The sequence below is a fragment of the Achromobacter sp. JUb104 genome (genome assembly GCF_024806975.1).
GTDB classification, from domain to species: Bacteria; Pseudomonadota; Gammaproteobacteria; order Burkholderiales; family Burkholderiaceae_B; genus Achromobacter; species Achromobacter spanius.
In genome coordinates this window covers 1,303,014-1,321,831 of record NZ_JANUEY010000001.1, presented here as the reverse complement: position 1 = coordinate 1,321,831, position 18,818 = coordinate 1,303,014, and the positions used below count along the sequence as shown (strand labels likewise).

General features: G+C 62.3%; 18 protein-coding genes and 1 pseudogene. 12 read left to right on the top strand and 7 right to left on the bottom strand.

Annotation, left to right across the window (positions count from 1 at the left end):
* Positions 1-11: 11 nt before the first annotated feature.
* Positions 12-1,703, bottom strand: a complete 1,692-nt coding sequence (locus tag M2361_RS06100; protein WP_259246996.1) for a sensor domain-containing diguanylate cyclase — start codon at positions 1,701-1,703, stop codon at positions 12-14.
* A 213-nt stretch (positions 1,704-1,916) separates the two neighbouring features.
* On the opposite strand from M2361_RS06100, the gene M2361_RS06095 reads away from it, so the two are divergent.
* Positions 1,917-2,309, top strand: a complete 393-nt coding sequence (locus M2361_RS06095) for a VOC family protein (protein WP_259246988.1) — start codon at positions 1,917-1,919, stop codon at positions 2,307-2,309.
* Between the two features lie 16 nt (positions 2,310-2,325).
* On the opposite strand, the gene M2361_RS06090 is transcribed toward M2361_RS06095, so the two are convergent.
* Positions 2,326-2,823: a DUF2165 domain-containing protein gene (locus tag M2361_RS06090; protein WP_259246986.1), complete on the bottom strand. Its 498-nt coding sequence runs from the start codon at positions 2,821-2,823 to the stop codon at positions 2,326-2,328.
* A 309-nt stretch (positions 2,824-3,132) separates the two neighbouring features.
* Between M2361_RS06090 and M2361_RS06085 the strand changes: the two genes are divergently transcribed.
* Entirely contained in the window at positions 3,133-3,498 is a 366-nt protein-coding gene (locus M2361_RS06085; RefSeq protein ID WP_259246985.1) for a hypothetical protein, read from the top strand.
* A gap of 24 nt (positions 3,499-3,522) precedes the next feature.
* On the opposite strand, the gene M2361_RS06080 is transcribed toward M2361_RS06085, so the two are convergent.
* Positions 3,523-4,368, bottom strand: a complete 846-nt coding sequence (locus tag M2361_RS06080; protein ID WP_259246982.1) for an MBL fold metallo-hydrolase — start codon at positions 4,366-4,368, stop codon at positions 3,523-3,525.
* A 26-nt stretch (positions 4,369-4,394) separates the two neighbouring features.
* On the bottom strand, positions 4,395-4,937 hold the full coding sequence (locus M2361_RS06075) for a sugar ABC transporter (RefSeq protein WP_259246980.1): 543 nt from the start codon (positions 4,935-4,937) through the stop codon (positions 4,395-4,397).
* Between the two features lie 164 nt (positions 4,938-5,101).
* Between M2361_RS06075 and M2361_RS06070 the strand changes: the two genes are divergently transcribed.
* The 4 genes from M2361_RS06070 (at position 5,102) to M2361_RS06055 (ending at position 8,721) form a co-directional block, all read left to right on the top strand.
* Positions 5,102-6,007 (top strand): LysR substrate-binding domain-containing protein, encoded by a 906-nt coding sequence (locus M2361_RS06070; RefSeq protein WP_259246978.1) that lies wholly within the window; start codon positions 5,102-5,104, stop codon positions 6,005-6,007.
* Between the two features lie 49 nt (positions 6,008-6,056).
* A complete protein-coding gene (locus M2361_RS06065; protein WP_259246977.1) occupies positions 6,057-6,440 on the top strand; it encodes a VOC family protein in 384 nt (127 codons plus the stop codon).
* Positions 6,441-6,555: 115 nt separating this feature from the next.
* Positions 6,556-7,482 carry an alpha/beta hydrolase gene (locus M2361_RS06060; RefSeq protein ID WP_259246975.1) on the top strand — a complete coding sequence of 309 codons (927 nt, stop codon included), beginning with the start codon at positions 6,556-6,558 and terminating at the stop codon, positions 7,480-7,482.
* 21 nt (positions 7,483-7,503) lie between these two features.
* Entirely contained in the window at positions 7,504-8,721 is a 1,218-nt protein-coding gene (locus tag M2361_RS06055) for a diguanylate cyclase (RefSeq protein ID WP_259246966.1), read from the top strand.
* An 84-nt stretch (positions 8,722-8,805) separates the two neighbouring features.
* Here M2361_RS06055 and gcvA read toward each other — a convergent pair whose 3' ends face one another.
* Entirely contained in the window at positions 8,806-9,699 is an 894-nt protein-coding gene (gcvA, locus tag M2361_RS06050; protein ID WP_259246964.1) for a transcriptional regulator GcvA, read from the bottom strand.
* Between the two features lie 140 nt (positions 9,700-9,839).
* Here gcvA and M2361_RS06045 point away from each other — a divergent pair, with 140 nt between their 5' ends.
* The 5 genes from M2361_RS06045 (at position 9,840) to M2361_RS06025 (ending at position 16,655) form a co-directional block, all read left to right on the top strand.
* Positions 9,840-11,282: an amidase gene (locus tag M2361_RS06045; RefSeq protein ID WP_259246963.1), complete on the top strand. Its 1,443-nt coding sequence runs from the start codon at positions 9,840-9,842 to the stop codon at positions 11,280-11,282.
* Positions 11,279-12,559, top strand: a complete 1,281-nt coding sequence (locus M2361_RS06040; protein WP_259246962.1) for an MFS transporter — start codon at positions 11,279-11,281, stop codon at positions 12,557-12,559. Before M2361_RS06045 ends, M2361_RS06040 begins: the two co-directional genes overlap by 4 nt.
* Positions 12,560-12,602: 43 nt before the next feature.
* Positions 12,603-13,112: a sigma-70 family RNA polymerase sigma factor gene (locus tag M2361_RS06035; protein WP_259246960.1), complete on the top strand. Its 510-nt coding sequence runs from the start codon at positions 12,603-12,605 to the stop codon at positions 13,110-13,112.
* Positions 13,109-14,086 carry a FecR domain-containing protein gene (locus M2361_RS06030; RefSeq protein ID WP_259246958.1) on the top strand — a complete coding sequence of 326 codons (978 nt, stop codon included), beginning with the start codon at positions 13,109-13,111 and terminating at the stop codon, positions 14,084-14,086. Before M2361_RS06035 ends, M2361_RS06030 begins: the two co-directional genes overlap by 4 nt.
* 172 nt (positions 14,087-14,258) lie before the next feature.
* Entirely contained in the window at positions 14,259-16,655 is a 2,397-nt protein-coding gene (locus tag M2361_RS06025; RefSeq protein ID WP_259246957.1) for a TonB-dependent receptor, read from the top strand.
* A gap of 52 nt (positions 16,656-16,707) precedes the next feature.
* Here M2361_RS06025 and M2361_RS06020 read toward each other — a convergent pair whose 3' ends face one another.
* The gene (locus M2361_RS06020; RefSeq protein WP_259246956.1) at positions 16,708-17,265 is read right to left on the bottom strand and encodes a dihydrofolate reductase family protein; all 558 of its coding nucleotides are present in this window, start codon (positions 17,263-17,265) and stop codon (positions 16,708-16,710) included.
* 59 nt (positions 17,266-17,324) lie between these two features.
* Here M2361_RS06020 and M2361_RS06015 point away from each other — a divergent pair.
* Positions 17,325-17,510 (top strand): annotated as a pseudogene (locus tag M2361_RS06015) (NmrA family transcriptional regulator); the annotation flags it as partial.
* 279 nt (positions 17,511-17,789) lie between these two features.
* On the opposite strand, the gene M2361_RS06010 reads toward M2361_RS06015, so the two are convergent.
* Complete coding sequence (locus tag M2361_RS06010) at positions 17,790-18,761, bottom strand: quinone oxidoreductase (RefSeq protein WP_259246954.1); 972 nt, start codon at positions 18,759-18,761, stop codon at positions 17,790-17,792.
* Between the last annotated feature and the right edge of the window lie 57 nt (positions 18,762-18,818).

Genomic DNA, 18,818 nt, shown 5'->3' with positions numbered 1-18,818 from the left:
TAAGGGTTGTTCTATCGGAACAGCACCGATTCGATCCGATTGCGCCCCCGTTGCTTGGCGTAATACAGCGCGCGGTCGCTGCGGCTAAGCGCCAGCTCCGCGTCGTCGTCCTTCGTATGCAGCGCGGAAATGCCGATGCTGACCGTCAGCGGTATGTGCCGCCCATCCGACAAGTACGGCGTATCAGCGATCTGGCGCTGCACGTTTCGGGCGAACAGGTGCGCGCTTTCGATGTCGGTATCGGGCAGCACAACGGCGAACTCCTCGCCACCGATGCGGCCCACCAGGTCGATTTCGCGCAACTGGGCGCGCAGCATGTTCGCAAAATGCTGAAGCACACCATCGCCGATGGCGTGGCCCCAGGTGTCGTTGATGTGCTTGAAGTGGTCCAGGTCGCACATCAGCACCGCGGAACCCAGGCCGCCCAGGCCCTTTATCCGCGTGAGCTCCGCGGCGATGCGCGACATGAAGTGGCGGCGGTTGGGCAAGGTCGTCAGCGCGTCCGTGGCGGCAAGCTCGCGCAATTCGAGTTCAGCGCGCTTGCGGTCGGTGATATCGGTGACGAACCCGTGCCACACCACGCCATTGTCGGTGTCGCGACGCGGGCTGGCGTCCCCCTGCCGCCACCGCACACCCTGCAACGGCAGGCACACGCGGAACTCCAAATGCCACGGCGTCAGCGCGGCGGCTGCCACATGCAGCGACGTGCGATAGGCGGGCAAGTCCTCGGGATGGATGCGCTGTTCGATGGCGGTGGCGCTGGCGCGCGCGTCTTCGGCGGTGAGCTCGAACATGTCCCAGATGCCCGCGCTGACATACGAGAACCACGCGCCGCCTTCGGGCACGGCCCGACACTGGAACACCAGGCCCGGCACGGCATCGGTAAGGTTGACGACCAAGTCCGCCGTGCGCTGGAGCCGTTCGGACATGGCGCGCACCGCGCTGATGTCGGTGGTCGTGCCCATCATGCGTAGCGCCCTGCCCGTTGTGTCCCGGCTGATTACCTTGCCGCGGCTGCAAATCCACTTGTAGCTGCCATCCTTGCATCGGATGCGGTGCTCGACTTCGTAGCTCTCCGTCTTGCCGTCGAAATGGTCCTGCATCGCGGCGCGCACGTAGTCCAGGTCGTCCGGGTGCAGACGTTTGTAGGCGTCCTCGATGCGCGTGGTGAGTTCCGATTCTGAATAGCCAAGCAAGGCCTTCCAGCCGGGCGAATAAGTGATCTCGCCTGTCACTACGTTGCGGTCCCAGACGCCCGTGCCACTACCCGCGATGGCCAGCGACAGCTTTCGGGCTTCTTCGCGCCAGGTGTCTTCGTCGGCGCGCTCGCTCGACAGCGCATGGCGCTGCTCGATGGCCGTGGCCGCCAGGCCGGCCAGGTCTTGCAAGGCCTGCTTGTCTTCGTCGGTGACATCGCGCGCCTGCCCGTGCAGCAGCCGCAAGCTGCCCAGCAGGCGCCCGTCGGCGGCGCGTACGGGGCATTCGATGGACCAGGGTTGGGAATTCGAGGGCGGCGCGCCATCCGCCACCTGCCATGCGCCACTGGCGTCGGCGTCGGTGCCCGCCAGGATTGCGAAATCCACACGAAAGAAGCGCCGGGTCAGGCGTACCAGCCGGCCCAGGGAACCGTCGGGGTCGCATTGCGCGCCGCCCCCGCCATCGCCAGGAGGTCGGGTTAGGTACGGATCACCGATAACGGGCATTTCACAACCTGATCAATACGGAATTCACCGGTACAGCCGGGCGGCACGTGCCTGACATTCTGTCACGTTTCTCACCAAAGCTGCATACGCGCCAGGCACTCTTGTGACTGGGCGGCGACAAACAGCCCGTCACACCGCAACGTCCACGTATGATGCGCACGATCAGCGTTGACCTGTTTGTCGACGCGCAAACCAAGCTTTCAAGGACCCCTCATGAAGTTCGGATACACCATCGTTTATGTGCCTGACGTGGCGGCGTCGTTGTCCTTTTTTGAAGCCGCGTTTGGCTTTCCGGTGCGCTTCCTGCACGAGTCAGGAACCTACGGAGAGCTTGATACTGGCGCCACCACGCTGTCGTTCGCGGCGCATGAACTGGCTGCCATGAACTTCGCCACGGGACACGTTGAAGCGTCGGCGTCGCCCAAGCCCTTGGGCATGGAAGTGGGCTTTGTGACGGACGACGTGGCCGCCGCCCACGCCAAGGCCTTGTCGTTGGGTGCAACCGAACTCAGTGCGCCGACCGCCAAGCCTTGGGGGCAAGTGGTGTCTTACCTGCGCTGCTCCGACGGCACGCTGGTGGAACTGTGCACGCCGGTGCAAGGCTGAGGCGACGCCGACACCATCACGGAACCAGCAAGCTGTCTGGAAGATTGAAGACCAGGAACATCAAGCACGACCACAGCAACAACGCGATGTGCGTCAGTTGCAGCGTGTCCTGGCGTATCCAGTAGCCAAACCACAGGCCGCTCAAATGCATGGCCAGCAGGCAGGCGGACAAGGCGGCCAGCGCGCCGTTCAGCCAGGGTCGGGCCGAAGCCAGATCGCCCTGAATCAACAGCATGTAGCAGCCGGCCCAAGCCAATGCGGCGCCGGCCGTTTGCATCAGAAGCAATAGCCCCAATGCCGCGCGATGCAGCCCCGGCGCCCGTTGCGCGCGACTGAGCAAGGGCGTGGGGATGCGTGGCTCCTGCGTCAGCGGCAGCATCGCCATCGTGGCGCCGACGGCCACTGCCGCGCCCGCGAAATCGCGCCGATTGTTCAGCGCGGCAAGCGTCAGCCATAGGGCCAGCCCCACGGCCTGGACAGATAGAAACAGCCAGATTGCAGTGAACGAACTCAAGATACGGCCTCATTTATACAAGTATTGGCTTGCATAATATGAGCGCCGTTCTGTTCGCGCAATAAAGACCCTGCGGTACGACAGCCCATCACGGACGAACGCGAAGACGGCTACTCCTGGCGCGATTTTCCCCGTGGCATTAACGGCCCGGGAAATCGCCGACGTTGAAGGAAAGTGAATATCAGGCTTGATGGAAGCTTCCCGCCGGACTGCAAGGTTTCGGATGTTTCTGATGTTTCTGATACATTGACGCCCGGAAAAAATAAAAGCACCTGACTCTCAACCGTCGAACTTTAGGGAATGCTCAAAATGAAAAAATTAGCACTGCTTGTTGTCCTGCCATCGCTGCTTGTGGGATGTACTTCTGGACAGATGAACATGCTGATGGGCACCCGGAATAAAACCTATAACGACGTCAATGCAGTCTGGGTCGGCAGCACGGAAGAGCAACTGATTTCCAAGTGGGGACCTCCAAAGAAAAGCTATACGCTTTCCAGCGGGGCAACGATCATTTCGTACGAAGAGATCTGGGGTCCCATGTCCGCCTATCACGTGTGCATCGAGAAGTTCATGATTGAAAAGGGCATGGTCACCAAGTGGGGAATTTCGGATTGCCCGTCGCGCATATCGGGCACGCTGCCGAAAGACACCCCGATTCCGCAACCGACCCTGTAAGCAGGGTTGCATAGATTGGGGGCTTCACGCTTCGGTCTCATACTCCAAGCCGTAGCTTCCGCCGCTTCGCTTTATTCGAGCGAAACCAAGTTCCCCCAAATGCATGCCGGCGATCAAGAGTTTCTCTGAACTGACCAGATCCAACAGCTGTGATCGTGTGGTGGCGGCAAGGGAAGAATCCTGATCAAAGGCAATCGACACGTCTGGCCGTTCGATCTGAATGTGGGGAAAATGGACAATATCTCCCCAAACAAGCAGGCTCTGATCGGACGATTCGAAAAGATATCCGGAATGTCCATCCGTGTGCCCCGGTAGCGGCATCGCCTTGATACCGGGAAGCACCTCCCCTTCCTGGAAAGTACGAAGCGTGTCGCGGTAGCCGTCGAACACTTGACGCGCAATCAGGAAGTTGCCGCGCGCGCGCTCGGTGGCACGACTTAGATTTCCGTCATCCTGCCAGAACGCAAGCTCGCGTTGATGAGCCACCAGCTCCGCATTCGGAAAGAGGTTTTGTCCGGCTGCGTCCACCAGCCCGCCGACGTGATCGGGATGGGCGTGGGTGAGCAGGACGGTGTCGATGTCGGCGGGCTTGACCCCAGCCAGCGATAAATTCGATATCAACCGGCCACCCCATTGCTTGATCCCTCCCGCCCCCGCGTCAATCAAAATCGTGCGGCCCGCTCCCCGGACCAAATAGCAATTGATATGCACGGCGCCCGGCTCCTTTTGGCCCGCGGCATTTTGCATTGCGGACGCATCGTCCGGGTTGATATTCGAAAGCAAGTCCAGGCTGGCGGTGAGGTAGCCGTCGCTGATGGCGGTAACCGTGAAATCTCCGGCTTGCTGACTTGGAAATGGAATGGCGGGCACAACTTTTCTCCGGAAACGCTTTAATTTCAGGCTTGAACGTTCAACGCTGCATAAGAACTTGTGAGTTGTTCAGTCATCGGCGCATAGACGTGGACGCCTTCGGGCACGCTCTCGAATAAGCGGGCCTTTCCCCGAGACAGCTTTGCCAGCCAACGACGTTCCGGAGACTTTTCAAGCGCAACGGCTCGCATGGCTAAGGGGGTAAGGTCCATCTGAATCAGAGGTTCGGCGCCGCTTGCACACAGCACAAGGAGTTCGTCCTCATTGACCGCCGGCGCAACGCCGATGTCGTCATACAGATTTCGGTGCCAGTCGGTGATGTGCTGCTGCCACCTTGCAAAATTGCCGCCGCCCTTCTGGCGGTATTCCTCGCCCGTCAGAACATCCAGGCCGTCAATCGTGTGCAGGGCCAGGTAGATCGGGCAACCGTCGCTTAACGCCTTGAAGCGCTGCGACGTCTGAAAGCCCCTGACCGAGATAAGGGCGGGCAGCTTTTCAGCGCTGTAGAAGTCATTCCATTCGGCTTCGCTGTTGGGATCGGCAAAGCTGCATTCCACGGTATAGATCATCAGGAAAATCCTTCGTCACGGGTTAAGCGCTATCAGCACTCGAACCCACTCATTGCAGTAAGGTCATGCTAAACGCGCCTCTAACGCCTATATAGCGATATAAAATCAGCCTTCAGTGACATTGACTCAAGCTGCTTCAAGCGCACCCCATCAACGAGCCCCCCATGCGACGTAAGATTCCAAGTAATTCCGCGCTCCTGGCTTTCGAGGCAGCGGCGCGACACGGCAGCTTCGCCCGCGCGGCCGAAGAATTGGCGCTGACCGAGGGCGCGATCAGTCGTCAGATCGGTCGCCTGGAGGCGTTTTTAGGCGTCGCACTCTTTGAGCGCGTGGGTAATCGCGTACGGCTTGCACCCCACGGCATGCGATACGCGGTGCAGGTGCGCGAGATCCTGAATCGGCTTGAGCGGGACAGCCTCTATGTAATGGGGCAGCCTACTGAAGGCGGGACGATTGATATCGCCGCCATTCCCACCTTCGCTACCCGCTGGCTGATCCCTCGGCTGAAGCGCTTTCAAAACGCGCATCCCAACATCACCGTGCATATCACCGAGCGTATGGAGCCCTTCATTCTTGCGGGTAGCGGTTTCGACGCGGCCATCCATTTTGAGCATCCGGCATGGGCGGGTATGCACTTGCATCACTTGCTTGAGGAAGTGCTGGTTCCCGTCTGTAGTCCGGCGCTGCTCGCGGAAGCCGGTGCGCACACGTCGCTGGACGAGCTACCCCGCCTTCACCGCCGGCAAAACCCGGACGCATGGCAGCTTTACGCACAAGAGGCCGGCATCGAGTTAACTAATTCGGCAGTCGGCGCGCGCTACGATCTGCATTCCATGCTGATCGCGGCGGCAGTGGCCGGCCTGGGCGTCGCGTTGGTGCCCCGTCTTTATATCGAGGCAGAGCTTGAACAAGGCAGTCTGGTCGCACCTTGGCCGGACAGCAAAGCGATTGCCAAGAATTTCTGCCTCGTTCTGCCCGAGACGATCGAGTTGAGTGAAGCGCCACTACAGGCATTTGCAAAATGGATGCTTCAGGAAGCGCAGGGCTTGGCGTCGTCGTTCAGCGCCTGATGTGCATCACATAACTTGGAAACCGCAACGCCATAGGAGGCAGTCCACAATGATCGACCATACCGGTATCGGGGTGGCAGACGTCGCCCGCTCCGCCGCTTTCTACGATTCAGTCCTGGGAGCGCTCGGCCTGCGCCGCGTCATGCAGATTCCCAGCGATGACGGATCTGATGCAGTGGGCTATGGCGTCGACTATCCGATTTTCTGGATCGACAAATTCCATCCACATAGCGTGCGCCAGCACACCGCTTTCGCGGCAAAGAACCGTGCCGAAGTCGACGCCTTTTACGCAGCCGCCATGAAAGCGGGCGGAACCGATAACGGTGCGCCCGGCCTGCGCGACACGGCGATTGGCTATCCGCCGGGATACTATGCCGCGTTCGTGCTGGATCCCGACGGAAATAATATGGAAGCGGTGTTTCGTGGCGGGTGAAGCGGCTGGAAGGCTGAGGCAACAGCGCGAGTGCCACACCTGGCAACACCAAACGTCCGGCCAGATCATCGAAGACTTGTCGGAAGTTCCGGCTGTCGAAAAACATAAACTTAACATGCAACGACATTATCTAAGCGCCCTGCTGCTCGCCCTTATCGCCAGCTTCGGCGTCACTAGCCGGCCGGCGCACGCCCAGCCCCCATCAACGGTAAAGGTACAACCCGGCGAAGGCCGCCCCTACGAGATCGCCGACAGCGAGGTCTGGGACGTGCCCGATCCGGTATCTGGCCGCGGTTACCAGGTCTTCGTTGCTTTACCGCCGTCTTATGCAAAGCAGCCGCAGCGGCGCTACCCCGTGCTGTATGTGACCGACGCCGACTACGCCTTCCCAATCATCCGGCAGTTAGGCCGTCGCCTGAACGTTGAGGGCCCCAAGATCGAGGAATTCATCCTTGTCGGCCTGTCTTACGCAAAGGGCGAAGACGGCGGGGTCAGCCGGCAACGCGACTACACGCCGACGCCAAATGGCCCAAGCACCGCACCCGCCAATGCAGTCCATGGTCAGTCGCGCGCTTACCAAGACTATCTGCGCGATCAGGTCAAGCCATTCATCTCCGCCCGCTACCGGGCAGACCCGGCCCGCGCCCTCTTTCTGGGCCACTCCTACGGCGCCCTGCTGGGCACGCAGATCCTTTTCACCGAGCCTGGCCTGTTCAGCGGCTATATCCTCGGCAGCCCGTCTCTCTGGTACGACAAGCGGGTCGCCCTGACCTTCGAAGCGCGCTACGCCAAGCAGAATCAGGATCTAAAGGCCAACGTCTTTATGTATGTGGGCGCCTTTGAGGCCCTGCGCAAAGGGGACCGGCGCTACAACCAGACGGTTGACATGGTCGCCGACAACCGGGCGCTTGAATCGGCATTGCAGAGCCGCAAGTACCCCGGCTTGAAACTGAAGTCAGCGGTCCTGAACGACGAGGACCATCTCAGCGTCGCGCCACGGGGTTTCACTCAGGGCCTGAAATATCTGCTGCCGGTGCGCTGACTGTAGACTCCCCACGCCCATATGGTTGCCTCCACGCTCGTCGCCATGCTGTGCGCACATCTGTTGTGCTTCTCAGCCATGTTCCTACTTATTAGCCGCCGCTTGCCTGGCAACCGGATGGGGATGGATGTTTTTGCCGTCGGCAATCTCCTGCTGGCGATGGCCTATATCCTGCAACTGGCGGAAGGCGGACCCGCCTGGAGCGTGATGAGCGTCGTCAACCACACCCTTACGCTGGCCGCCCCGATTGCTTACTGGATCGGTGCCATGCGCTTTTTTGGGCGGCAGGTTCGATTGTGGCGTTCGCTGATCTTGTTTTCCGTGGCCTATGCCATTGCGCAATGCTTGGTGCAATGGAACGCTGGGCCCACGGCGCGCTATGCAATGCTTGCGGCCATGGCGGCCGTGCTCTTCTTTGCGATGACAATAACCGTCATCTATGGCGTGCGCACCTTTGCAAAAGACCTGCACGGCGAGATGATTTTTTTCGCGCTGCTGATTAGTGGGATCTGCGTTCTGAACGCGCTGAAGTTCTTGAAAATTGTCGATGACGGCTTGGATGCGCTGCACATGGACAGCCGCTTTCAGATGATTTTCTACATCTATATGTCGACCCTGGCCACCATCGTGCCGCCCTCCATCGTCTGGCTGGTACTGCGACGGCTGACGGACAGCCTGCGCAATATGGCGGCGCGCGATCCCATGACAGACCTGCTTAATCGCAGAGGGCTGATGGACGCGCTGAAGCAGTATTTCAATTCCCGGAATGCCGCGCCAGCCCGCTTGCTGCTGTTGGATGTCGACCATTTCAAGCGGATCAATGACACCTACGGCCACCAAGCCGGGGATGAAGTCATATGCCAGGTTGCGGATTTACTTCGCTCCACCGTTCGTCGTGGCGATTTGACGGGTCGCATTGGCGGCGAAGAGTTTGTGGCTATCTTCCTGGACACAGACGATGACCGTGTCATCGACATGGCCGAGCGCCTGCGCGCAAATGTGGAAAGCCAGGCAATCAAGGTGACGGGTTCCGGTCATTCACTGCGTTGCACGGTCACCATTGGAATTTCACCGCCCTTCCATGGCGCGCATGGCCTGGAGGATGCTCTGCGGCAGGCCGACTCCGCGCTATACAAAGGAAAGGCCGCGGGACGCAATCGAGTCGAATTGGCCGACGCGTTGACGCACCCGCAAGCCCACCCATTGCCACACACTCCACCGTTACCGGCTCAACCGTAGTTCGGCGCTTTGCCAGGAGACCCGAGCGGCAATGCGGCGGGCTGTTTCTCAATCGCAGCGACAACTGGCAATCGGCGTTACACCTCACACAGAAGAAAAGCCAGGCGCCCGCAACCAATCGCGAAACGCACGGATCTTGTCCGCCATCGGCCCCTTGCCCGGCCATACCAGGTAGTAGCCAAAGTCCTCCAACCAGGCATCTTCCGCCAAGCGGACGAGCCGCCCCGCAGCTAGCTCGTCTTCGACCATTACCACCGGCAGCAACCCCATGCCCTGCCCGGCTGCAACCGCCTTCAGTAGCAGGCTGCCGTCGTCGAACGCGGGCCCTCTGGGCATGCCCGCATCTTCAATACCCTGTGCGGTAAACCAGAGCTGCCAGCCATTGCGCTTTTCATCATGCACTCGCGGCCAGCTCAGCAGGTCCCGCGCGCTGGCGGGCATGCCCAGCGAGGCAACCAGGCTGGCGGAAGCCACCGGCACGACGCCCACCGTCAAGAGGTGTTCGCTTTGCAGACCCGGGTAGCGGCCCAGCCCGTGCCGAATGGCGATATCCACGCCGTCGCGTGAAAAATCCGTCAAGGCGTTGTTGGTCACCACCTGGAGGTCGATGTCGGGATGGCGCGCATGAAAGTCGTTCAGACGAGGAATCAGCCAGGCCGACGCAAAGAAAGTAGTGGTGCCCACCGTCAACACACGGCTCGCCGGCGGCGCAGCAATGCGTGCCGAGGCATCCAGAATCTGGCGAAACGCATTGCGGATTGGCGGCAGGTAATTCTTGCCCGCATCGGTCAACAGGATGCCTCGGTTCACACGCACGAACAGCGCCACGCCCAAGTGCTGTTCCAAGGTTTTGATCAACTGGCTGACCGCGCCCGGCGTCACGCAGAGTTCTTCTGCAGCCGCTTTCATGGACTGATGGCGGGCGGCAGCGTCAAACGCACGCAGCGCGTTAAGCGGGGGGAGTCGTGGCGGAATCATGAGCGTTCGTCGTGGCATTCATTAGAATAGTTTTACTAATCCGAATCAGATAGAAATCAAGGTTTGTTGCACCGCTTTGTTCCGGCTAATTTACCTGGATTATTGCGAACCTTCGACTCATCCCGGAATAGCTTAACTATATGAATGAAACTTCCTTTACCCGCCTTGCCGACGCTGACCTGCTCGACCAGAACCTGACCTGCATCGCAAGCTTGATCCGAACCCGCGAAGTCTCACCCGTTGAACTGACTCGCCGCCAATTGCAGCGCATTGAAGCGCGCGACGGCGTATTGCGCAGCTATGCCTGCATCAAGGCCGATCTGGCGCTACAAGCCGCGCATCATGCTGAGACCGAGATACGCGCGGGGCGATACCGAGGCCCGTTGCACGGCATTCCTGTCGCGCTGAAAGACCTGTGCCGCCAGCAAAACGTGCCCGCCGCCGCCGGCATGACGATTCATCGCAACGTGCCTGCAACGCATGACGCCACTGTTGTCCGCCGCCTGCGCGACGCGGGCGCGGTGCTGCTGGGGCAATTGCAAATGACGGAAGGCGCGTACTCCGACCACCACCCTGCCATCGCGCCCCCACGCAATCCGTGGAACGCGGACTACTGGACCGGCATCTCGTCCAGCGGGTCCGCCGTGGCCACGGCGGCTGGGCTTTGCTTTGCGGCCACCGCGTCGGATACCGGAGGATCCATCCGCTGGCCCTGCGCCGCCACCGGCCTGACCGGCATCAAGCCGACCTGGGGCCGCGTCAGCCGGCACGGCACGGTAGAGCTGGCGGCATCGCTGGATCACATCGGCGTCATCGCGCGCAGCGCGCAAGATGCCGCCGTCATGCTGGAAACCATGGCAGGCGCTGATCCGCTGGACCCAACCGCGTTGCAGGCGACGGTGCCGCGCTACACACAGTTGCCCACCGGTTCCCTGCACGGGTTGCGGATCGGCGTCGATTCCGAGTGGAACGGCAACAACGTGGACGCGCAGACGCAACGCATGCTGGCGTCCGCCGCGCAGACATTCAAGGACTTGGGAGCAACGCTGGTCCCGGTGCGCTTTCCGATTGCGGACGGCGAACAGGCGGTTCGCGACTGGGTGCCTCAATGCGCGGTGGAAGCCGCTGCGGCCCACGCCGACACCTATCCTTCCCGCCGCGCGGAGTACGGCCCAGTCTTGGCGGCGGTGCTTGATGCGGGCCACGCCTTGTCCGGCCTGGACTATCAACTTCTGTTGCTGCGGCGCATGGCGCTGCGCGGCAAGGTCGATGCCCTGTTCGCCGGCATCGACGCACTGCTGACTCCCGTGCAACCCATGCCGCCGCTGACCTTGCACACCATCAGTACCCTAGGCGACCAGCCCGAACTGATCGCGGCGCTTCAGCGCTATACCTGCGTGTTCGACATGACGGGACACCCCTGCTTGACGCTGCCGGCGGGCCAATGCGATGCCGGCATGCCGATGGGCGTTCAACTGGTAGCGGCGCATTTGGCCGAGATGACCTTGTTCACCCTGGGCGCCGCCTTCCAGGCCGCCACGCCTTGGCACCTGCGCAGGCCGGCCACAGAGGCGCAAGCATGACGATGCATCCATCACAGCCCGCCACGCCGTCCACCCGTGGCCGAATTTTTCGTGGATGGTTCGTCGTGGCCGCCGCCTTCGTCATTACCTTGTTGGGCTTCGGCAGTGCCTATTCCTTCAGCTCTTTTGTTGACGCCTTGCAACGCGACTTCGGCGCATCCCGCGCGGCGGTCTCGCTGGTGTTCTCGCTTGCGGGATGCCTGTACTTCGGATTCGGCGTAGTCAGCGGACCGCTGGCGGACCGCTACGGCTCGCGAGCGCTGGCGCTGACCGGCATGCTGCTGCTGGCGCTGGGTCTTCTGCTTGCCGCCGCCGCACAGAACATGACGCAGATCTACCTCGCTTATGGGCTGGGCGTGGGGCTGGGCGTTGGATGTTCGTACGTGCCGGTGGTGGGCGCGGTGCAGCGCTGGTTTCAGCGGCGGCGGGGGTTGGCGTCGGGGCTGGCGGTCAGCGGCATCGGAGTGGGCACGCTGCTGGTGCCGCCGATGGCGGCGGCTCTGATCGGGCTGTGGGGATGGCGATACGCCTATCTTGCGTTGGCCGTGGGCGTGGCGGTGTTGGGGGTGGCCGCATCGCGCTGGGTGGAGAACTCGCCGCTGGACCGGGGCCTGACGCCGGACGGCGAGCCACTGCCGTCCCGGTCGTCAACCACTCCCGCGCCCGACGGAGTTTCCGTGCGGGACGCCGTTCGCAGCAAGACGTTTGCCTGGCTATACGCTGCCTGCCTGGTCTGCGCGTTTGGCGTCTTTGTGCCGTTCGTTCATCTGGTGCCCTACGCGATGGACCACGGCGTAAAGCCAGCGTTAGCCGTGCTGCTGCTTAGCCTGATCGGCGTGGGCAGCACCGCCGGCCGTTTCTGCCTGGGGCCGCTGGCAGACCGCGTGGGCCGACGCGCCGCCCTGGCGGCCATGTATGGCGGAATCGCCGCCACGCTGGCGGCCTGGGCCGCCTCCAGCCAGTTTTGGTCGCTGGCGCTATTCGCGTTGGTGTTCGGCGCGTTCTATGGCGGCTGGGTGGCGCTGCTGCCAGCGGTCCTGATGGACCACTTCGGCGGCCGCCATATCAGCGGGATTATCGGCGCGCTGTACACCAGCGTGGCGCTAGGTACCTTGGTCGGGCCGGTTGCGGCGGGGTACGCCTATGACTTGAGCGGCAGTTATGGGTTGCCGATTTGCGGGGCGGTTGTGGGCAGTTTGCTGGCGGCGGCAATAACCGGTTTGCACAAAACGCGACCTGTTGCGCGCACGCAGCGCCATCCTCCCCGCTTAATCTAATTAATAGTATTTCTTATTCGCATTCGGTAAACTTCGGGGCATCTTGCAATCACCCGACTCTCTTACCCTCCCCGCCGTCGAGCAGCTTTATCGCCATCACCATGGCTGGCTGCAAGGCTGGCTCCATCGCAAGCTGGGCGACAGCGGCGACGCGGCCGATCTGGCGCAGGACACGTTCTTGCGGCTGATGGCCGCGCGCCGCCCGCCCGTGTTGCGCGAGGAACCACGCGCCCTGATCACGCATATCGCCAAGGGGTTGCTGGTGGACCATTGGCGGCGCCGCGCGGTCCAGCAGGCCTATCTGGACGCCATCGCGCATCTGCCCGAACCCCAGGTGCCGCCGCCGGAAACGGGCCTCATCATCGTGCAGACGCTGGTGGCAATCGACGCCATGCTCCAGCGCCTGCCTGCGGCCACGCGCGACATGTTCCTGCTGGCGCAGCTAGACGGCCTGACCTTGCAAGAGATTTCCGAGCAAACCGGCAGACCCGTCATTACGGTACGTCGCCATCTGCGCAAGGCCTTGATGGCCTGCATGGCCGTCGCCGCATGAGCGCGCTGGGCAGCAACGCCATGACGGCCATGCCCAGCGACAGGTTGCTGGAAGAAGCGGCCGACTGGGTGATCCGGCTGCGCTACGAGCCCGCCGATGCAACCACCCGACGAGCATTCGAGCGTTGGCTTGCGCAGGGCGAGGCTTACGCGCAGGCTTGGGCACGCGCCGAACAGGTGCTGGGCACGTTCGATGGGCTGCCCGCCCAGATCGGGCATGACGTGCTGCGCTCCACCCGCAAGCGCCAGGGCCGCCGCGCCGTGCTGCGCATGGCACTGGGGTTGGGCGTCGCGGCGCCGGTGGGCTGGATGGCGTGGCGCGAGGCGCCCGCCTTGCGCGCGGATCTGCGCACCGCCGCGGGCGAACAACTGACACGCATGCTGGACGATGGCACGCGGCTGGTATTGAACAGCGGCAGCGCCGTCGACCTGCGCTTTGACGCCACCGAGCGCCGTCTTGTTCTAGTTGCGGGCGAGGTTCTAGTGACCACCGGCCAGGAAGCGCAATCCACGTATCGACCGTTCGTCGTGCAGACCCCGCAGGGCGAGGTGCAGGCACTGGGCACGCGCTTCTCGGTGCGTGTGATCGACGATCGTACCGAGGTCATGGTGTTCGAACACGCCGTGCTGGCACGCCCCGCGCACGCCGCCCCCTTGCGCATCGACGCAGGCCAACGCGGCAGTTTCACGCTTGCCCAATCCAGCGCGCTTGCGCCCGTGGACGACAGCGCGGCGCTCTGGGAGCAAGGCATGCTTGTCGTGCGCGACCAGCGCCTGGCCGATGTAGTGGCGGAACTGGCGCGCCATCGCCCGGGCATGCTGCGCTGCTCGCCCGAGGTGGCCAACTTGCGGGTGTCGGGCGCCCTGTCGCTGCGCGATACCGATGCCGCCCTGCGCGCCCTGGCCGAACGCCTGCCGATCGCCGTGCAACGCGTCACGCGCTACTGGGTGTCGGTCGGGCCGACTGGCGCTTGATCTGGCGCGCAATAAAAATAATTTGCATTCAGGTGATCACTTTTTCGTTGTCGTGCGGAGTAGGTAGTGACACCGCATCGAGGGGATGCGGGCGCTTCTTGCTTGACGACGAAAGGATGAAAGAGTGATGGCACGTGTACCCGCAACGCGGGGCAAAGGACCCCGCAAGGCAATGATCTGGTCGGCTATCTGGTGCACGGCCATGGCGAGTGCGACGGCGGGCGCGCAATCCGCAGCGCAGACCGCAACGCAAAGCGGCACGGCGCCCAGCTCACAGATACGCACCGTCGCGATCGGCGCGGGTGCGCTCGACACCGTGCTGGCACGCTATGCGGCTGCCGCCGGCGTACAAATCGTCTACGACCCCGCCTGGCTGGCTGGCCGCCAGAGCCCGGGCCTCTCGGGCGAGATGAGCGTGCAGCAAGGCTTCGACCGTCTGCTTGCCGGCACCGGCTATCGCGCCGTGCCCAGCGCCGCGGGCACCTATGCCTTGCAGGCCACGCCGCAAGGCGGGGTCACGCAGCTAGAGGCCGTGACCGTTACGGGAACGGCAACGCCCGCCACCAGCGAAGGAACGAACTCGTACACCAGCAACGCCGTCACGCTGGGCAAAGGCACGCAGACGCTCAAGGAAATTCCGCAGTCGGTGTCGGTCGTCACGCGCCAGCAGCTTGATGACCAAAACCTCAACAGCCTGTCGGACGCGATGCGCAACGTCACCGGCATCACCGTTGAAACGCTTTCTAGCGGCGGCAATATTTCCGGGTTCATCTCCCGAGGCTATACGCTGGATTCGATCCAGGTTGACGGCCTGCGCGCACCCGCCGGGGCCGGCAACCTGTCGGCGGGCTTCGACCTTGCCATCTACGACCGCATTGAAGTGCTGCGCGGCCCGTCCGGGCTGTATCAGGGCACCGGCGAGCCCGGTGGCAGCGTGAACCTTGTGCGCAAGCGCCCGCTACAGGAATTCGCCTTTGGGGCCCAGGCCAGCGTGGGGTCGTGGGATTACTACCGGGCGGTGGCCGACCTCAGCACGCCTTTCGACAGCGAAGGCAAGGTGCGCGGCCGCTTCATCGCGGCCTATGAAGATCGCGGCTCTTTCGTGGACCGGGTGAACTCCGAGCGCCCTACCCTCTACGGCATCATCGAAGCCGACCTGACGCCGCACACCACGCTGGCGGCCGGCATCACGCATCAACGCTCGCGCACGACCCCGGCGTTCGGCCTGCCCGCCTATGCCGACGGCTCGCTGCTTGACGTGCGCCGAGGCACCAACCTCAGCGCGGAATGGAACCGCATCGAAGAGGAAGCCACCGAACTTTTTGCCGACGTAGAGCACCGGCTTGAAGGCGGTGGCGTGGTCAAGGCAAGCGTGTTCCATCGCGATACCGATACCCCCACGCGCCAGACCACCTGGCCCAACCGAGCCGTTGACCCGCTTACCGGCGATACCAACCTTGTTGCGTGGTCATACCGCAATCACTGGAAAACCACCGGCGCCGACGCCCACCTGAACCTGCCGGTTGAAGCCTTCGGCCGCGAGCACAGCCTGCTGGTGGGCGCCGACTACAGCTACACCCGCAAGCAATTCAATTACGGCGGCGGCACCCTGTTCCCGACCAACGTCTACGAGCCGGTCATCGACATGCCCATGCCCGACATGGAACAGGTCAACGGCAATGACGGTCGCACCAGCGAATTCGGCCTGTATACCCGTGCGAATTTTCAGGCGACCGACAATCTGAAGTTCATCGCGGGCGCTCGCCTGGGCTGGTGGAAGAACGACGCACGCAACGCCAACCAGTACTTCGGCGACTTCAGCCAGACGGAAACGCGCATCGCCGCACGCACCACGCCGTACGCCGGCTTGGTCTACGACCTGACACCGCAGGTGTCCGCCTACGCCAGCTACACCAGCATCTTCCAGCCGCAGACCGAGACCGACGCGCAAGGCAACACGCTGTCGCCGCGCGTGGGACGCCAGATCGAAACCGGCCTGAAGGGCGCGTTCATGGACGGCAGGCTCAACGCGCATGCCGCGCTGTTCCAGATCGTGGACCGCAACCGGGCCATGGGCGACTTGAACAATCCGATGTATTCCGTGGCGGCGGGCAAGGTGCGCAGCCAGGGCTTCGAAACCGAGATCAGCGGTTCGCCGCTGCCGAACTGGGACATCGTGGCAGGCTATGCCTACACGCAGACCAAGTACCTGGAGGCGGCCGCGGCCACGGAAGGACTTTCATACAGCACCATCACCCCGCGTCACGCCATCAACTTGTGGACCCGTTACCGGTTTACCCAGCCGACGCTGGAAGGCTTCAGCGTGGGCACGGGCGTGCGCTGGAACAGCGGGAATTATCTGCAAAGCGGCAATGTGCGATGGGACCAGGGTAGCTATGCGGTCGTGTCGGCCCAGGTCGGCTATCGCTACAACCGCCATGTCGAGGGCACGCTGACGGTCGATAACTTGTTCGATCGCAAGTATTACGAGAAGCTCGGCGGCGCGTCGCGCCAGAACTACTACGGGCAACCGCGTAGTGTGATGTTGACGTTGCGGTATCAGTATTGAGGCGGGGGCCGCCACGTCAACGCAGTGACAGGCGGCCGAACCCACCCCAGAGTCAGCGCACGCGCCGGTAGTGCATGGCGACCACGCCGCTACGAAACGGCTTCGCAGAGATCAATTCGAGCCGCCGCGTACCCGGCAGCCCGCTCCCGAACAGGGTCGGGCCGTGGCCGACGATCCTGGGGTGGACAAGGAATTGGTATTCGTCGATCAGATTCAACCTGTCCAACTCAGTCGCGAGCATGCCGCTACCCACCAATACGCCGTCCGGCGTCGCGTCCTTGAGCTGCTGCACGCGCGTGAACAAGTCATCTGCGATGTGGTGGCTGTTGGCCCACGGAAAGTCCTTGCGCGTCGAAGACACCACGTACTTCGGCTTGGCCTCCAGCTTGACCGCCCATTCACGCATCGCCGCTGATGCATCCCCCTCGCCGCGGGCGACTGCGGGCCAACTGCTCTCCATCATCTCGTAGGTGACGCGACCCCACAGCATCGCGCCGCAGTTGTCCATGAGCCTGGTGAAGAACGCGTGCGTGTCATCGTCGGCGATTCCTTCCCGATGATCCACGCAGCCATCAAGCGTGATGTTCATGGTGAAAATCAGGATGCCCATGATGTCGTTCCTCCTCGGCGTCGGGAAACTTGGTGTCGGAAATTGGTGTCAGAATGGCACTCGAAAGGCAGATCTGGGAAGCGCTGTTCCGCTCACGGGGCATGATATATCCGCTGCCACGGATGCGCATGCCGGATGGATTCAACGAAGGTTGGATCGATTTTGAAGCGTTCTCTGATGGAATAGCCCGCGGCAATGTCGATCTTGAGGCAGTGCTAGGCGAGCTTGTGTCACGTTCCATCTGAACGCAATGCGCGAAACCCATCAAACGGCGGTGCATAGATCGCCAATTCAGCCACAACACCGCCGCGTGATGGGTTTCGCGCGATGCGCAGCGATGTTCTTGCCATCGATAGAGCGCGCTGCACCCATCCTACAATTTACGACCGTAGGATGGGTGTAGCGCGAGAAGGCCTTCGCAAATACCGCAACGCCTACCGCGCGAAACCCATCAAACAGCGGTGAAGCGACGACCACTAGCCGACATCTGACCCTCGCGCCCAAGAGCTAAAGCGCCTTCAGTTTCAAGCCATGTGCAGTAGCAGCTTGCCCACAGTGGAACGGCTTGCCATCTCTGCGTGTGCCCTCGCGGCCTCGGCCAGCGAATACTCGCCTCCGATATGCACCCTGAGCTTGCCTTCGGCTATCCAATCGAACAATTGCTTCGAGCGCGCGCGCAAGAGTTCCGGTGTGTGAATGTGGTCAAAGAAAACCGCGTAGCCCAGCTTGATGCTCTTGGGCAGGCTCATGATGTCTAGAGGGCCGGGTCCACCCAGCACAGGGCCGTACCAGCAGAACGTTCCGGAGCGTCGCAGCACGTCCATCGACCCCTGAAAAGTGCTGGGACCAGACCCATCGAACACCACATGCACTCCCTCGCCGCCAGACAAGCTTTTAGCTTCTTCAACGAATTTTCCCTCGGCATCGACGATGACGTGATCCGCACCCGCAGCCCTCGCCGCCGCCACCTTGTCTGCCGATGAAACGCGGCCGATAACTCTGCCGCCGCGTAGCTTGATGATCTGGGTCAGCAATAACCCAAGGCCGCCGGCCGCCGCATGGACGAACGCGATGTCGCCCGGCTGGGTGGCATAAAAGTCAGTAGCGAAATGGCTGGCTGTCAGGCCCTGCATCATCACCGCTGCAGCGGTCTTGTCGTCGATGCCATCGGGTATTGGCACCAACGAGCTGGCCGCCATGGCGATCTTTTGCGCATAGCTGCCGGGCCCATAGACCCAGGCCACACGCTGGCCAATAGAGAAACCCTCGACACCCGCGCCTAGCGCCAACACGCGACCCGCGCCCTCGACGCCCAGAATCTTCGGGTTGGGCAATTCATTCCACGCCATGCCACGCCGCACACCGATATCCATGAAGTTGATACCGGCCACGGCTATCTGGACCAGCACTTTTCCAGGGCCGGGCACGGGGTCCGGCAACTCCGTAAGCGCCAGCACGTCGACGTCGCCTGTTTCGTTCATCACCACCGCTTTCATTGCCGCTCCTTCGCGAAGAATCCATGAGTTCAATGGCGTCTATCGTAGGCAGACACA